This window comes from Rickettsia endosymbiont of Ixodes pacificus (assembly GCF_000965155.1).
Classification (GTDB): Bacteria; Pseudomonadota; Alphaproteobacteria; order Rickettsiales; family Rickettsiaceae; genus Rickettsia; species Rickettsia tamurae.
In genome coordinates, this window is record NZ_LAOP01000001.1 from 1,172,689 (window position 1) to 1,188,374 (window position 15,686).

Here is a 15,686-nt window from a genome sequence, read left to right on the forward strand (position 1 = left end):
TCGTGGATATGATAGATAACTCCTTAGTTATCTACATACCCACAAACTCGTCTAATTTCAATCTTAATATGTCAGATCAAATCTGAAGGTTTACATGAGTGTTAGGGTTAAAATTTGTCAGAACATATACACAAAAAATACAACTAACCAAAGCAATAATTAAACAATATTTATATCCTCGCTTACTTAAAGGAGCAAAACTTACTTTTTCAAGTAAAGGACCCCATAAAAATTTAAATATATGAATAAAATTAACTAAACTAAAAAGCCCGATAGTGATTTTATCAAAACCGGATTCTCGAAGCCAAAAAGAAAGAGTTGAACTGGTAAGTAAATAAATTAAACCTCCGGGAAAAGAAATTATTAATATAAAGAAAATATTAGATATATATTGAAATCGTGAAAAATTTAAACTTATGAGCTTATTCTCCTTTTTTATATTTGTCATCCCACGGTTTGATCGGCGTTGCTGCATAGATCAATTCCACTTCTGTCATCCCGCGACTTGATCGCGGGATCCAGTTTAAAATACTAATAATATTAGTATTTTAAGTTGTTTTTTGGACCCCGTGGTCAAGCCACGGGGTGACAATGTAATAACCACCCACGCGATCAAAGATCACTCACAATGACGTAAATCTAAACTACGATACTTTCTTTCTTTTATTACCGTAGCTGTTACCGTCAAAGGTTCTTTTACGGCTACTATCAAAAGAATTAAACTTTTTACCGTCACCACCGGCTCTTTTACCGAATGATCTTTTACGATTATTTTTATCACTTCTAAACTCACTACGTGGTGTAGATTCTCCTTTATTTACTAGACGATCGATTGCACGCCATCTAATAACATCATCAGGAGAAATAAAAGACAACGCATATCCGGTAGCCCCTGCTCTACCCGTTCTACCTATTCTATGTAAATAATCTTCAGGACACATAGGTAAATCATAATTAATAACATGCTGTGTATGAGGAATATCAAGCCCACGAGCCGCTACATCAGTTGCTACCATTATTCTATGGTTTGACTTACGAAATGATAAAATTACTCTTTCACGTTGATGCTGACTTAAATCACCGTGTATAGCTTCTGCTTTATGATTTTCATATTTCAACATTTTAGCTAATTGATCGGCAGAGCGTTTAGTTTTCACAAAAATAATTACCGATCCTTCCCTATTACCAAGTTGTTTAGTTAATTCACTAAATTTTTCTTTATCAGAAATATGTAATGATTCCTGTTTTATTTCTGCAGCTGCTTTATTAGTAGCACCTACCGTAATACGTACCGGATTGTTTAGATATTTTTGAGAAAGAGCAATAATATGTTTTGGCATAGTAGCGGAAAACATTAAAACTTGTCTTTTTTCCGGTAAAAATTTATTGATTTCTTCTAACTGTTCTTTCATCCCCATATCAAGCATTCTATCCATTTCGTCAAGTACGGTTATGCCTATGCGATCAATTTTTAGACTTCCCCTATTTAAGTGATCGATAATACGCCCCGGCGTACCGATAATCACTTTCGGATTCTTTTTTAATTGCATAAATTGTTTAAGCATCGGTTCACCGCCTATCAAAACTGCACTATTAATTTTATAGGGTGTAGTTACTTTATTTAAAGTACTGTGTATTTGTGTTGCTAGTTCTCTAGTCGGGACAAGAATTAAAGCAGTAGTTTTATTTTTAATAAATGAATCAATTAACGGCAATAAATAAGCGAGAGTTTTTCCTGAACCTGTTTGGCTAGAGGCGAGTATGTCCGACCCCGCTATTGCAACCGGGATCGATTGCTTTTGTATTTCAGTCGGCTCAGTGATATTCATTGTCTCAAGAGCAATAATTAATTCTTCAGATAAATTAAAATTTTTCATTATATAATCCAATATAGTTTTAAATCAAAATATGCACATTATTGATTAGACTCTTACATAACCCATTTCTAAAGATAATTAAGACATCGACTCTATCCTCTCATCCTCACGCACTTAACTATAGTACGCTTGCGTAGAGTAGAAATCTCTTAATTCCCTTTATAAGATAAATTATGCAAGAGGTCTATTGTATAAAAAATAAGTTATAGTAAATTAAAATAACGACTTAATATAATTATCCTGAATCAAAAAATATGCTTAACTAGATTACAAAACACCAACTAAATATATAAAACGATAATGAATAATGAAACTATTTTAGAATCTTATTCAAGCCAGAATAATATTATTAGATTTAGGGCATTTTCACGCCTTTTAGTAAAAATAATTTATTATACTTAAATTATATAGGTTATTATAGACAAAAACAAAATATTTACTATTTTGATAAAAATGACTAGGCTACCCTAAATTATAAACAATTTTGGATAGCTGCTTTTGGTATTATAAATATATTTATTTAATTCTGAGGTTAACAGCATAGGCTTTTCCTTGCTTTTCTTCAAGATCAAAAATTACATCTTGTCCTTCTTCAAGGCTATGTAAACCTGCTGCGTCTACGGCTGATTTGTGTACAAACACATCTTTGCCGCCATTTTCCTGTTCAATAAATCCAAAATTCTTCGTAGAATTATACCACTTAACTTTACCTACTATATTTGTAGCCATAAAAACCTTTATTAGATAGAAATTACTTATTTGAACTTAAACACACGCTTATAATAACTAAAACTTAAATTTTAAGCCTTACTTAAATATAAGAGCCGATAAAATTCATTATGCAAAACTACCTTACCTTGCGGCATTTGTCAATAAACATGTCAATAACATGCAAGAGAAAGTATTACTTTCTGAAACTAATCTATCATATTATTACTATTTTGTCACTATTTAAGTTAATTATCTAATAAATTAATGAGTAAACTAACTATTTTAAAGGTGTTTAATAACTTTTTCATATCAGACTAATATATTAACGATAAAAGTACTTGCTTTTTTGTATTTTTTTTATTAATCTGTCACCGTGAATTAAATATAGTATACTGTATACAATATACTGTACACTGATCTTGCCCGCGTGATGGAATGGTAGACATAACAGACTTAAAATCCGTGGAGCGTAAGCTCTTGCCGGTTCAAGTCCGGCCGCGGGTACCATTAAAATTAAAACGTACAAGGCTCAACTTTCAGCTATAATCCTAAAGGATTTAATAAAGACCCAATATTATCAAAACTTGGATTATCTTTGCTAGATAACACTTTTTAATAATTATGTTTATAGAGTATAATTAACATTTTAATAAGTTGTAAATGTTAATATCGTTAATCAATATAACCCAAAACTTACTGTATAGTATAAAAATAAGATTAAATCCTAATGACCCTAAAGTTTATTATGATAAAGGTAGAACATTAGAAAAGTATAAGGCAGCTCTTAAGTTTAATAAAGCGTTAGAATTGGGCCCTGATAATCCAGATGCAAGTACTAGAAAACAATTACTATTAGATATGCAGAAATAATTTATATACTAAAAAGATCCTTAACGTAAATCATGAGTATTACTAATAGTTACAAACTATCCGACATAGCTAAAACATTAGGATTAACTACTCGTAGGATTCAGCAATTAGTAAAAAACGATATATTACCAAAGCCCATTAATAGCAATTATGATTTAGCGGGATATATTAGAGCTTATGAGAAGTATTTACAATAGTAGAATCTAGGCAAAAACAATTCCGGTAGGAATGGTAAGTACTAGATTAACAAATAAAAAGGATATTTTACAACAACAATAAAAATACGCAGCTTAAAAAATTAGGACAAGGCAGAGTTTAAGGTTCTCTGTATTATATCCATGCTATTCAAAACAATTAGCTAATTCTGATAAATTTTGTTGCATAATAAGAAGTATAGTTTATTTGTGTTCTAAAGTTTGTTGTAGTTACTAAACAGTCCTACTTACGGGTGCAGAACTTGAGCGTGACATCAAGTGAAGTAGTAAAAAGAATCGGCTATAATGCTGTGTTGCGTGGTCACTTAAAACAAACAGAAAAAACCGAACATTTCTATCAAACACCCTGAATCTTTTGCCGTTGTTAGGAAATAATCAACTAGCTTTTCTTGCTACTTCCATAGTACGAATACGATGTTTAATATGAGACCACTCGTTACGTTCTGCAACCTCTAAATCATAATGCGATTGTAGGTTAATCCACATTTGAGCCGAGGTTTGAAAATACTTACCGAGTCGCGCCATATCAGCAGTAATTGATCTTCTACCGTGTACTAGCATGGATAAGGCTAGGCGGTACATCAATATCACGAGCTAACCTGTTTTGACTTATACTTAAAGGCTTCATGAATTCTTCTTCTAATACCTCACCAGGCGTTACAAGATCTAGTAATTGGTGCATATAACCTCCTTAATGGTAATCAACAATTTCAACATTATGGGCGTTTCCGTCATGCCGAGTAAAACATATACGCCATTGATCGTTAATACGAATACTATGCTGATCTACTCTATCACCTTTTAATGACTTAAGATTATTACCAGGAGGAGAACATAAATCATTAATATTAATAGCCGAATTTAGTAATTTTTCTTTGAGCTTGACTAGAGACTGCACTAAAACATTTTGTAAATTTATTATAAAATAACTTTTCAGTATCAGAACAAGCAAAAGATACAATTATGTTTTAGTATTATTTTATATAGTATTAACAAAAATATAATGCATCAAATTTTATGTCTTTTTCAAGAAGATTTATACGAGTTTTTAGATATAGAAGAATTACCGGTATTGTTATTTAGCCATAGCTATAATCCTGAGGTATTAGTAAGAATTAGCACGAGTATTATGAGCGAACCCGATTTAGAGATTGCCGAAAAAACTAATGGATGAGCTAATGCTATTTAATCAATCTCTACTAGACGAGCATTTACATAAAACTGTAGGATCAAGTTCAATTGCTTTATTATAAGACTCAAGAACTAAATTGTATTTACCTAAATAGTATAAAGCAATACCTTTATTGTTATATGCTTTAGAATAACCAGGATTTAACTTAATGGCTTTATTGCAAGCCTCAAGAGCTAATGCATATTTACCTAGTAAATAGAAAAAACCGTATTTTTGAGTAAGATAGATTTATTAAATATATAATTATTACAATTAACAATTATAGTTATTGACTTCTTTTAATTCCCCCTATAAATTACTTCTCTCAAATGATAATTAAACTCTATCATTAATATATAAGCTAATTTTAAAGAGTTAAAATATGAAAAATAAAGAAGAAGAAATTTTAACCTCTGAGTCTTATATTGATGAAGAGGAAGAAAGAAATTAAAAGCTCAAAATGCAAGGAAAGAGCTTAAGTTAATACTAATAACTCTTGGAATAGTTTTGACTAGTTTTTTAACTTTCTGTTATTTCTTTTTTAATTATGCAGAAGAAAAAGCAGCAGAGTATAAATTACAGCAAGAACAAGAAGCCAAAGCAACTAATAAAACAGAATGATAGTAGCTAAAATACCAAAAGTTAAAATTATTAATACTTCTTTAGGATTAAAAAATTATTTATTATTGCAACTTTTTAATTTTTACTTTAATTGTAATCAACTATTATTAACAAAAATAAGAAATAACTTTTATGGAAGATTTAAGCTCTTGGAAGGAAAAGTTTGAAGTTTGCGTTTACACTAAAAAGCTGATTGATAAACTCGAATATTTAAACACTAAAGTAAAAAATCCTGTTGATATAGAGGAAGTCAAAAAAGGTATCTACTACGCTCATAAATATCATGGTTCGCAAATGGCGTCAATCAGGCGATCCTTACTATTCTCATCCGATTGAGGTGGCGATTATGGTAGCAGAATTTGTAGCAAATGAAGCTAGTAAACTTTTTACCCATGTTATACTGCAAGCGGCATTGTTATACGATACAATTGAGGATACAGAACTTACTAAAGAAATAATTACCGAAACTTTTGGGATAGAAGTAGCAAAACACGTAGAAGGGTTAACTAGGGTTAAGCCTTATGGAAAAATTAGTGCAGCAGAAAGCTTAGACTTATTAATAAAGGATATTAAGGAAAGTACATTAATAATTAAATTCTTTGATCGCATGCATAATATGCAAACTATAAGCACTAAATCACCTGAGAAAATAAAAAAAATTGTTGAAGAAACGTTACAATCTTTTTTATCACTTGCAGTGTCTTTTGATGCATACGCATCAAGTTAAGCCATAATTGTTAATAATTTTAGTGTATTTAAGGAAGATAATCTGGTTTTACGATATTTATCTTTCAAAGAAAATCTCCCCCAATCTATAATTAATTTCTTAAGGAACTGCTTTAAATCATTAAGACGTCCAGTAATAGACAGGAATAATTCTCTTGACCTTTTCTGTAGTTCAATAAATGCTTTGGTTAAACTAATTTCTCTATCATTTGCTAATTCTACACAATTCGATAATCCATGAAAAATAAGCACACTACATAATTTACCATATAATTCACACAAAACTCTTGCAGGTTTACTTCTCCCTTTAAGATTTTCAATTTTTGCATGACTTTTATATAATTTAAATAATAATTCAATTTGCCATCTTGCTCGATAAATTATCATTATATGCTCAGCATTAACCATATCCTCTGATATATTAGTGATAAATATTGACCAATCTAGTAATCTCTGGTTTCTTGAAGAAGATTTATATTTATGAGACTTAGCTAATAAATTAGCCTTCCTTCTTCTACCAATAGCCTGTTCATCAGTCAATTTATGACATATAATCCGTAGCTTAACTTTTGCTTGTTTACCTAAAAGTACATCTTTTGATAAAAAGAATTTATTATCTAATAGGTTTAATAAATCAATTTTTTCCTCAGTGATAGGGTCATATATATTAGTATCTGCTTTATAACGACTAATAAAATATGCACCAAGTTCGATAATTTGAATAAATGAAGCTGGGACAAAATAACCTAAATCAGATATTAATAAGTCCTTAGTAGATATGTTTGATAAATGTTCTCTATATCCTTGATCAGCCCTTATACCTTATCCGCCATATTGGCAGGTAGAATAATATGGCTACTATCCAATAATTTAACGCTATTAAATTGCTGCAAAATGTTGCATGCTGCAAAATGTTGCAATCAAGCGGCATAGTATTTCTAAATAATTTCAAGCATTGTTCATACATTGACTGCATAAATTTTACTGCTACCTCAGTAAACCTAAAGTCTAAGCCTTGGGCAGAAATATCTATAGTTTCTTCACTTAAAAAGTTACGCATTCCATCAAGACTACAATTACTATCGCTCATATTACCAAACACTATAGCTTTTAGAAAAGCTGAACCAGTTATTTTTCGTTGTCTCTTAATAAATCCTGTTGTAATGGATAAATTATTGGCTGTCTCTCCAAAAAACTCTTGGCATAGTTTTGCTAAGTTTACTATTTTCCCCATAGGATAAATTCTCACAATTTAGTTGTTAATCTTGCAAAAATTTATACCATATATTAGCTTCTTTTTAATTCATAATTTACTACCGTAATACCAGTATAACCTACTTGCTTTTCTTAACTTGATGCGTATGGCAAGAAGGAGGGTGTCAGAAAGTTTGTGTAAGTTATAAAAATAGTTAAGAATAAAATTAATTAAAACAACTTACATGAGGCTAATATGAAAAATAAGAGCAAAGTATCAAATCCAACTATAGAAAAAGTAGTATCAGAAATACTATCACAAAGTGATCCATCTGAGATATTTGGCAAAGAAGAGATATTTCAGGAAATTAAAAAGCAGATAGTAAATAAGATTTTAGAGAAAGAAATGGAATCTCATATAGGTTATGAGAAACATTCTAAAAATGAGAAAGACTCAGATAACAGACGTAATGGCAATTATGAAAAGACTCTAATAGATCCAGAAGGTCGTAAATTGAAAGTAGAAGTGCCAAGGGATTGGGACGGAGAATTTGAACCTCAACTAATTCCAAAAGGAGTGCGTAAATTTGAAGGATTTGATGATAAAGTAATATCCTTATATGCTCGGGGAATGACCATTAGGGAAATACAATGGCACTTAGAAGAACTATATGCCACCAAGGTATCATCTGAGTTAATATCAAAGGTAACTGATGGTATTTTAGAGGAAGTAACTGCCTGGCAGAATAGAGCACTTGATAATGTATATCCTATAATGTACTTAGATTGTATTCATGTTAAGGCAAGAGATAATCATGTAATAATAAATAAAGCAGTTTATATAGCTATTGGAGTGAATATGGAGGACAAGAAAGAGCTATTAGGAATTTGGATAGGCAAGAATGAAGGGTCTAAATTTTGGATGCAGGTAGTAACAGAACTTAAGAATCGAGGAGTTGAACAAATATATGTTGCATGTGTTGATGGTCTTAAGGGTTTTCCAGAGGCGATAAATAGCATTTTTCCAAAAACCATAGTGCAGTTGTGTATTGTTCATATGGTAAGAAATTCTGTAAAATACGTATCATACAAAGATTTAAAAGCGGTAACAGCTGATTTAAAAGCAGTTTATTCTGCAATAAATGAAGCAGAGGGATTAAGAGAATTACAAAATTTTGCCAAAAAATGGGATGAAAAATATCCAGTTATTTTTGACATATGGCAACGAAATTGGTCTGGCATAGCTCCATTTTTTAGCTTTCCGGAAGACATTAGAAAAGCGATTTACACTACTAATGCTATTGAATCCACTAACCGTCAAATTCGTAAAATTATTAAAAATAAAGGAGTGTTTCCAGATGACAAATCGATTCAGAAAATAATCTTTTTGGCATTGACAAATGCCTCTAAAAAATGGACAATGCCTATTAAGAATTGGGCGATGGCTTTAAATCAATTTGCAATCCTTTGTGATACTAATTTACAAAATTGGGCAAATGGAGAAATCATACTTACACAAAGAATCTGACAGACCCAGAGTTGAATATTAGATTACCACACTTCTCCTTTAATTATGGTCTTGTTGCATAACTGCTATGTCATTCCAGCAAGGCATTGTTGCGTGAATACCACCCCGTCATTGCGAGCGACTGCAAGGAAGGAGCGCGGCAATCCAGAAAAAATAATAAAAAAATTCTGTAAATCAGAATTTTTTACTGGATTGCTTCGTCAATTACTTACGTAATTTCCTCGCAATGACGGAAAAAACGATCCACGCAGGCAATGCCTGCTCGCAATGATTATTTTTATACTGCCTTAAGTTTAGATTGCTTGAAATTAGTTTTATCAAAATCATAGATAAAATCTTTAATAATAGGTACTATAAACTGCTTAAATTTACTTCCGCTAAATACCCCGTAATGCCCTGCCCCTTTTTGTAAATGGTATCTTTTCATTGATTCAGGTATATTTGAACAAAGTTTTAAAGCAGCTTTTGTTTGCCCTACCGCTGCAATATCATCTAATTCCCCTTCAATACCGAGTAAAGCACATTTAGTAATATGTTTTAAATTGATCGGACGCTTCTCAGAAACTAATTTACCTCTTGCTAGCGAAAATTGTTGGAATACTTCATCTATAGTTTGTAAGTAAAACTCTGCCGGCATATCCATACCTGCTAAATACTCATCATAAAATTTAATAGTATGATCGGCTTTTTTATAATCAGAATTTAATAAACTTTGCCATAATTCTAAATGTGAATCTATATGACGGAATAAGTTTAAACTCATAAAGCCAGCAAGTTGGAGGAATCCAGGATATACTTTTCTTCCATGTCCGGGATAGTTTGGCGGCACCTGCATTGTAACCATTTTGCAGAACCATTCTAAACTTTTACTTTGAGCGAATTCATTAACTGCCGTGGGATTTTTTCTAGCATCTATAGGACCGCCCATCAAAATCATCGAACTCGGCACATTTGGACTATTACTCTCCTACATTAAGCTAATGGCGGCAAACAGTGGAACAGTAGGTTGGCAAACTGCCATAGTGTGAACATTCAGTCCTATAAAATTGATAAACTCCATTACGTAATCAATATAATCATCCATATCAAAATGCCCTGCTTCAAGCGGTACATAACTGGCTTCCGTCCAATCTGTAATATAAATATCGGTATACGGTAATAATTCTTGTACGGTTGATCTTAAGTAAAGTAGCGTGATGTTCCGCCATGAGTGCTACTATTAATAATTTAGGTAATTCTTTTTTAAAACCTATTTTCTGAAAATGCCTTAGTTCACAAAAAGACTTTTTTAGTATAACTTTTTCATTAATGTTATAGGTTTTATCATCAATTTATAGGTTTTATCATCAATAATTGTTTCAACAATATTAAATTCAGGTTTTTCATATTTTCTAGTCATGCGTTCACAAAGCGTTAAATAAGCATGCATAATTCTTGCAAAACCGTTATCTTCTAGAGACTCATGTTCATATGCTTCTTTTAGAATTTTTATACCTAAATGCATTGGAGCAATTTGTGCTCTAAGCCCCTCTAACATATAATATGTATAATTAGTACTTAAATCACAGTTAATCATAATTTATCCACAAATTTAAAAATAATTAATATATATCTAGTTTAGCATCAAAAATTTCATAGTAACATTAATTTTAGGATTCACGGCTTAAATTTTTATAAATGCGTGATAATAATGGTCTATATATAAATATGTTTATTTTTTCTTCTTGTTTTGCTTAGGAATCACATGTTTATCAATATTATACCATATATAGCTAGACCATAGTAAATAGGTACATACTATGCTAATATATATGTTATAAATGATAATAAATAAATTATGGCAAGCAGTTACAGTTACGATTTAAGAATGAAACTATTCAAAGCTCTAGATGATGGGCTCTCAATTGTTAAAGCATGTAAAATATTCAATATAGGTCGTAACACTATATATAGATGGAAAACTCTTAAATGGGAAACAGGAGATATAAAAGCAAAACCTTATGGTCCAGCAAAGGGTTATAATGCAAAAATAAATCTCAAAGAATTTGAAGAATTAATTATCAATAATCATGATAAAACAGCTAAAGAATTAAGTATTATACTAGGTAATAGATTACAAAGAACTAGAATAAATTACTATAGAAAACTACTAGGGTACACTTATAAAAAAAAGTCATCTTCATCCCAGAAGGGATATTGGTTTAAGGAATGAATTTATAGAAAAGATACAGCAAATTTCTAAAGAAACTCTAGTATTCATTGATGAGTCAGGAATAGAAGATAATGCTTGTAGAGAATATGGATGGAGTATAAAAGGTACTAGATGTTATGGAAACAAAGTGTATCAACATAAATCCAGGATCAGTATGATAGCGGGGCTTCGTAATAATCAAATTATAGCGCCAGTAATATTTGAAGGAAATTGTAATAAAGAAATATTTACAACCTATGTAGAGACTATATTAACTAAAGAATTACATCCTGGACAAACAGTAATTATGGATAATATCAACTTCCATAAGAATAATATAATAAGAGAATTAATCGAGTCGGTTGGGTGCAGAATTTTATTCTTACCTACATATAGCCCAGACTTAAATCCTATAGAACATTATTGGTTTAAGATTAAGAACGAAATAAGAAAAGTTACGGGGCAATTCAAAGATATCAGTATGGCTGTAGAACACGTACTAAAGTTTATTTAACTGTACCTATTTACTATGGTCTAGCTATACTCTCCACCACTTCTTTTGTTGGTTTTTTACAAAACATATCAACCTTATTTAGATAATTCTCAAAATCCTTATTTTCTTCTGCCAACCTATTAGCCATATTCCAATCTATTTCAGATTTTTCTCTAGCAGGGATTAATATTTCACTATCTTCAGGAAATTCCATATTTATTAAAATAAAACCTATCCCATGCCTAATACATAACATTTCGAGTTCATGCCTAGTATCGGACCTAATTTCGTCTAGAATAGGTGCGACTAAATAACCATAATGTGCCCATGATGAATTTGATAAAGCCTGAAAAAAAGACTCTCTTACATTACTTCCGGCTCCTTGTTTGTTTGAAGAAAAATTATGTTTAATTTGCATATTATAGATACCTAATTCATCAAGATATAATTCAAGTACTTCATATGCTTCTTCTTCAGTTATATTATTTTCTTTGCTTACTTTATTTTTAAGGTTTGTTACTTGTTCATTATTAATTTGATAATCAGGATTTTGACTATAGTACAACCTTACTTGAGGTTCTGACTCTATTCTAATATTAGGCTTTGATTTCCACTCATTAAACCTACCTCTACTAATTTCACCTGCATAAGCCTTTATAACTTCCTTAATTTTTTCTTCTTGAGTTCTTGCTGCTATTATCCTCTTATTTCTACTTGCCGCCGCTTTACGTCTAGCTTCTTCAGGATAATTTTCTACAAGCCATTCTGCTATTTTGTAGGGGGTAAATTTCTGATCTTCATGTTCTTTTAAAAAACCAATGATGGCATTTTTGCGATTAAATTCCATATTAAATATACTAATAATTGAAATACTATAAAATAGACATGTTATTTTAAAAACTTCAACTTTAAATTATCAATCTTGATGATTTTATAAAGTATTATTTATATATTTTTCAAATTTAGAAAATAATGTTTTGAAGTTATGAGTAATAACATTTGCTACTTCTTTTGATGTGATATTTTTGAGTTCGGCAACTTTTTCAGCGACATACCTAACAAATGCCGGTTCGTTTTGTTTGCCTCGCATAGGCGTAGGAGCTAAGTAAGGAGTGTCGGTTTCTATTAATAACCTATCAAGCGGTATATATTTAACTATTTCCTGCAAATCGGTTGCATTCTTGAAAGTTATAATACCGGACATTGAAATATATAAACCGATATCTAGCATTTTTGTTGCTAGATTTTTTGATGAGGTAAAACAATGGATTAGCCCAGGAAATTTACTATTACGCATTTCCGAGGTTAAAATATCAATAGTATCTTCGTCTGCTTCTCTTGTATGAACAATAATAGGTAGGTTTGTGCTAGACGCCGCATGTATATGTGCTACAAACGAATCTTGCTGTAATTTTTTATCGTAAGGCTGATGATAATAATCAAGCCCCGTTTCACCGATTCCGATAATTTTTGGATGCTGGGTTAGCATAATAATTGCCTCAGCGTCATTGCAATGACTAATAAAAGAATTCACTTCACACGGATGCACCCCAACACTCGCAAAAACATTTTCATATTTTTCAGCTATCTCTAAAATAATCGGTAAATCTTCAATTTTAGTGCAGATAGTTTGCATATACTGCACATTATTTTCTAATGCTCTTTGAATGACAGAGTCTAAATCCGTATCTTTGGTAAGTAAATTAAGGTGACAATGTGAATCTATTAACATGACACATTATTCAAACTTTGGAAATATTATGGTAGGTTCTAAAATATTGCTACCCGCCGTTAAAGCATAGTCACGTACTAAATGCTTAAATAGACGTTCTTCTTTATTTACCCCTAACTGATCAAGCATTTTATTTGCTGAACTTGGTATAAAAGGCAGAAGCATTATTGCAATATAACGTAAAACTTCTAGTAAAGTGTATAACACTTCTAGCATCTTATCAGGATCGGTTTTTTTCAAATTCCAAGGTGCTTCGCTATCAATATAGATATTTGCCTCTTCGGCCAAATTAATAATATTTTCAAGAATTTTATTAATCTCTGTTTTATCCATCAATAAAATATTCTGCTCGGCAAATTTACTTGCGTTTTTTAAAATCGGTAGTTCATATATTTTATCTATGACATCTTGCGTAAGTAGCGGTACTTTGCCGTCATTATTCTTATAAACAAAAGCTGTAGTACGCTGTAATAAATTACCTATCTTGTTTGATAGCTCGCTATTAATCCGAGTAATTAAATTACTACGAGCAAAATTACCGTCCGCACCAAAAGTTACTTCACGCATCAGAAAATACCTAACTTGATCAACGCCAAATTCATCAATTAACTTAATCGGATCAATGGTATTACCAAGAGATTTAGAGATTTTCTGCCCCTCATTCGTCCACCAACCATGAACCATAATTGTCTTCGGCAGCGGGATTTCTGCAGCCATTAAGAAAGCAGGCCAATAAACGGCATGAAAACGTAAGATATCTTTACCGACTACATGTAAATTAGCAGGCCAAAATTTACCGTAATTACTTTGTTCATCAGGATAATCAAGGACCGAAATATAATTAGCCAGTGCATCAAGCCAAACATAAATTACATGTTTTTCATTATTTGGGACTTTGATACCCCAATTGAAAGTAGTACGTGATACGGATAAATCTTTTAGACCTGATTTAACAAAGCTAATTACTTCGTTACGCCTTGATATAGGTCTGATAAAATCAGGGTTTGCTTCATAAAACTCAAGCAATTTATCTTGCCATTTTGAAAGATTAAAGAAATAGCTAGGCTCTTTAACCCATTCAACTGGAGCACCCATCGGTGCAAGCTTACCTTCAGTTAGCTCTGATTCATCATAAAAAGCCTCATCTCGCACTGCATACCATCCTTCATAAAAACCTTCATAAATAGTGCCGTTATCTAGTAATTTCTGCCAAAAAACAGCTACAACTTCTTTATGCCTGTTTTCCGTTGTTCTGATAAAATCATCATTGGAAATATGCATAGCAGTCATCAGATGACGAAAACTCTCGGATGTCTGATCGGTAAATTTTTGTGGGTCAATATTTTTATTAATAGCTGCTTTTTCTACTTTCTGCCCATGTTCGTCAGTACCTGTTAAAAACATTACATCGAAACTGCGAAGTCGCATGAAACGAGCGATTACGTCACTTGCAACACTAGTATAAGCATGACCGATATGGGGAACATCGTTAACGTAATATATAGGGGTAGTAATGTAGTAAGTATTGTTCATAAATGCTTTTTTATTAACTCATGTACTTCAAGTTGACTTAAATCTGAAGCTTTAATTGTCTTTATTCTTTCAGGAAATCTATTACTTAATTCTTTAAAGCAATCATAGATTTTTTTATAAAAATCTATACCTCTTATGTCAAATTTATTGCTCATATTTCGTGAATTGACTCTCTTAATAGCAGTATCCGGCTCTACGTCAATAAAAAACGTAATATCCGGCATAAGAGAAGGCATTAAAGTTTTGTGCAAATTATAAACTAAATCTATGCCGTTTTCTAGCTCTAATCCTTGATAACATGCAGTTGAGTCAATAAATCTATCACATATTACGATATGCCCCTCTTGTAGAGCCGGTATAATTTTCCGTGCCATATGATCATAACGTGCTGCCATAGCTTGTAATAGCTCGGACATGGGTAGTAATTCTTCATGTACTAGAATTTCACGCATTTTTTCGGCAACTAAGGTACCGCCGACTTCACGAGTTAAAATAACGGGAGTATTTTGAGATTTTAAATATTCATAGAGCATTTGAGATTGGGTAGATTTGCCGATTCCCTCCCCTCCCTCAAATGTAATAAACTTTCCTTGTTTCAAATTATTCATTAATTACAATTACTTTAAGCTATAACTTTATAATCATATCTCTTAAAAAAATATTTACAAGGAAGATTACATACTTATATACTGCTACAAAATGAAGAGCGGTTATACGAAGATCAACTTGGAAAAGAGCAAGGAGTCTGTAAGCCGAGGAGCGGAACGTATATTAATACGTGAGTATCCGAGGACTTACAAAGACGACGCAGCCAATTTTTCAAG

At 31.5% G+C, this 15,686-nt stretch carries 15 protein-coding genes, 1 tRNA gene and 6 pseudogenes; 9 read left to right on the forward strand and 13 right to left on the reverse strand.

What is annotated here, in order from left to right; genetic code table 11:
- Positions 1–94 precede the first annotated feature (94 nt).
- The 3 genes and pseudogenes from REIP_RS06255 to REIP_RS06265 all read right to left on the reverse strand — a co-directional run.
- Positions 95–448, reverse strand: a pseudogene (locus REIP_RS06255) (MFS transporter); the annotation flags it as partial.
- Between the two features lie 196 nt (positions 449–644).
- A complete protein-coding gene (locus tag REIP_RS06260; RefSeq protein ID WP_045804092.1) occupies positions 645–1,877 on the reverse strand; it encodes a DEAD/DEAH box helicase in 1,233 nt (410 codons plus the stop codon).
- A 516-nt stretch (positions 1,878–2,393) separates the two neighbouring features.
- Positions 2,394–2,606 (reverse strand): cold-shock protein, encoded by a 213-nt coding sequence (locus tag REIP_RS06265; RefSeq protein WP_008579233.1) that lies wholly within the window; start codon positions 2,604–2,606, stop codon positions 2,394–2,396.
- Positions 2,607–3,009: 403 nt separating this feature from the next.
- Between REIP_RS06265 and REIP_RS06270 the strand changes: the two genes are divergently transcribed.
- The 3 genes from REIP_RS06270 (at position 3,010) to REIP_RS11135 (ending at position 3,655) form a co-directional block, all read left to right on the forward strand.
- Positions 3,010–3,095 (forward strand) — tRNA-Leu (locus tag REIP_RS06270).
- Between the two features lie 153 nt (positions 3,096–3,248).
- Positions 3,249–3,458: a tetratricopeptide repeat protein gene (locus REIP_RS12730; RefSeq protein WP_045804093.1), complete on the forward strand. Its 210-nt coding sequence runs from the start codon at positions 3,249–3,251 to the stop codon at positions 3,456–3,458.
- A gap of 32 nt (positions 3,459–3,490) precedes the next feature.
- Complete coding sequence (locus REIP_RS11135; protein WP_156147445.1) at positions 3,491–3,655, forward strand: hypothetical protein; 165 nt, start codon at positions 3,491–3,493, stop codon at positions 3,653–3,655.
- 393 nt (positions 3,656–4,048) lie between these two features.
- Here the strand turns inward: REIP_RS11135 and REIP_RS06280 are convergent, their stop codons facing one another.
- The 3 genes from REIP_RS06280 to REIP_RS06285 are packed head-to-tail and all read right to left on the reverse strand — an operon-like array spanning position 4,049 to position 4,634.
- Positions 4,049–4,234, reverse strand: coding sequence for a transcriptional regulator (locus REIP_RS06280; RefSeq protein ID WP_231569278.1), 186 nt, complete (start codon positions 4,232–4,234; stop codon positions 4,049–4,051).
- The gene (locus REIP_RS11785; protein ID WP_197069211.1) at positions 4,218–4,355 is read right to left on the reverse strand and encodes a transcriptional regulator; all 138 of its coding nucleotides are present in this window, start codon (positions 4,353–4,355) and stop codon (positions 4,218–4,220) included. Before REIP_RS11785 ends, REIP_RS06280 begins: the two co-directional genes overlap by 17 nt.
- Positions 4,356–4,364: 9 nt before the next feature.
- The gene (locus REIP_RS06285; protein WP_269429016.1) at positions 4,365–4,634 is read right to left on the reverse strand and encodes a type II toxin-antitoxin system RelE/ParE family toxin; all 270 of its coding nucleotides are present in this window, start codon (positions 4,632–4,634) and stop codon (positions 4,365–4,367) included.
- Positions 4,635–4,676: 42 nt separating this feature from the next.
- On the opposite strand from REIP_RS06285, the gene REIP_RS11140 reads away from it, so the two are divergent.
- Positions 4,677–4,847, forward strand: a complete 171-nt coding sequence (locus tag REIP_RS11140; RefSeq protein WP_008579237.1) for a hypothetical protein — start codon at positions 4,677–4,679, stop codon at positions 4,845–4,847.
- A 15-nt stretch (positions 4,848–4,862) separates the two neighbouring features.
- Here the strand turns inward: REIP_RS11140 and REIP_RS09895 are convergent, their stop codons facing one another.
- On the reverse strand, positions 4,863–5,093 hold the full coding sequence (locus REIP_RS09895) for a tetratricopeptide repeat protein (RefSeq protein ID WP_082068316.1): 231 nt from the start codon (positions 5,091–5,093) through the stop codon (positions 4,863–4,865).
- A gap of 133 nt (positions 5,094–5,226) precedes the next feature.
- Here REIP_RS09895 and REIP_RS09900 point away from each other — a divergent pair.
- Positions 5,227–5,465 (forward strand): annotated as a pseudogene (locus tag REIP_RS09900) (hypothetical protein).
- A gap of 132 nt (positions 5,466–5,597) precedes the next feature.
- A pseudogene (locus REIP_RS06290) lies at positions 5,598–6,192 on the forward strand (HD domain-containing protein).
- Here the strand turns inward: REIP_RS06290 and REIP_RS06295 are convergent.
- A pseudogene (locus REIP_RS06295) lies at positions 6,189–7,425 on the reverse strand (IS4 family transposase). The pseudogenes REIP_RS06290 and REIP_RS06295 overlap by 4 nt on opposite strands.
- Before the next feature lie 216 nt (positions 7,426–7,641).
- Between REIP_RS06295 and REIP_RS06300 the strand changes: the two are divergent.
- Complete coding sequence (locus tag REIP_RS06300; protein WP_045803646.1) at positions 7,642–8,913, forward strand: IS256 family transposase; 1,272 nt, start codon at positions 7,642–7,644, stop codon at positions 8,911–8,913.
- A 97-nt stretch (positions 8,914–9,010) separates the two neighbouring features.
- A pseudogene (locus tag REIP_RS13750) lies at positions 9,011–9,195 on the forward strand (zinc ABC transporter substrate-binding protein); the annotation flags it as partial.
- Here the strand turns inward: REIP_RS13750 and phaZ are convergent.
- Positions 9,191–10,489, reverse strand: a pseudogene (phaZ, locus tag REIP_RS13480) (polyhydroxyalkanoate depolymerase). The pseudogenes REIP_RS13750 and phaZ sit on opposite strands and share 5 nt — an antisense overlap.
- Positions 10,490–10,750: 261 nt before the next feature.
- Here phaZ and REIP_RS09905 point away from each other — a divergent pair.
- Positions 10,751–11,618, forward strand: a protein-coding gene (locus REIP_RS09905; protein WP_156147374.1) for an IS630 family transposase whose coding sequence is annotated in 2 segments (ribosomal slippage) — positions 10,751–11,077 and positions 11,079–11,618 — 867 coding nt in all. Because the reading frame shifts where the segments join, the coding sequence is not laid out codon by codon here.
- A gap of 13 nt (positions 11,619–11,631) precedes the next feature.
- Here REIP_RS09905 and REIP_RS09910 read toward each other — a convergent pair.
- The 4 genes from REIP_RS09910 to tmk form a co-directional block, all read right to left on the reverse strand.
- On the reverse strand, positions 11,632–12,444 hold the full coding sequence (locus tag REIP_RS09910; protein WP_082068266.1) for a hypothetical protein: 813 nt from the start codon (positions 12,442–12,444) through the stop codon (positions 11,632–11,634).
- Between the two features lie 84 nt (positions 12,445–12,528).
- A complete protein-coding gene (locus REIP_RS06330; protein WP_023507914.1) occupies positions 12,529–13,329 on the reverse strand; it encodes a TatD family hydrolase in 801 nt (266 codons plus the stop codon).
- A 6-nt stretch (positions 13,330–13,335) separates the two neighbouring features.
- Positions 13,336–14,862: a methionine--tRNA ligase gene (metG, locus tag REIP_RS06335; protein WP_045804094.1), complete on the reverse strand. Its 1,527-nt coding sequence runs from the start codon at positions 14,860–14,862 to the stop codon at positions 13,336–13,338.
- Complete coding sequence (gene tmk / locus REIP_RS06340) at positions 14,859–15,470, reverse strand: dTMP kinase (RefSeq protein ID WP_045804095.1); 612 nt, start codon at positions 15,468–15,470, stop codon at positions 14,859–14,861. Before tmk ends, metG begins: the two co-directional genes overlap by 4 nt.
- Positions 15,471–15,686: the final 216 nt, after the last annotated feature.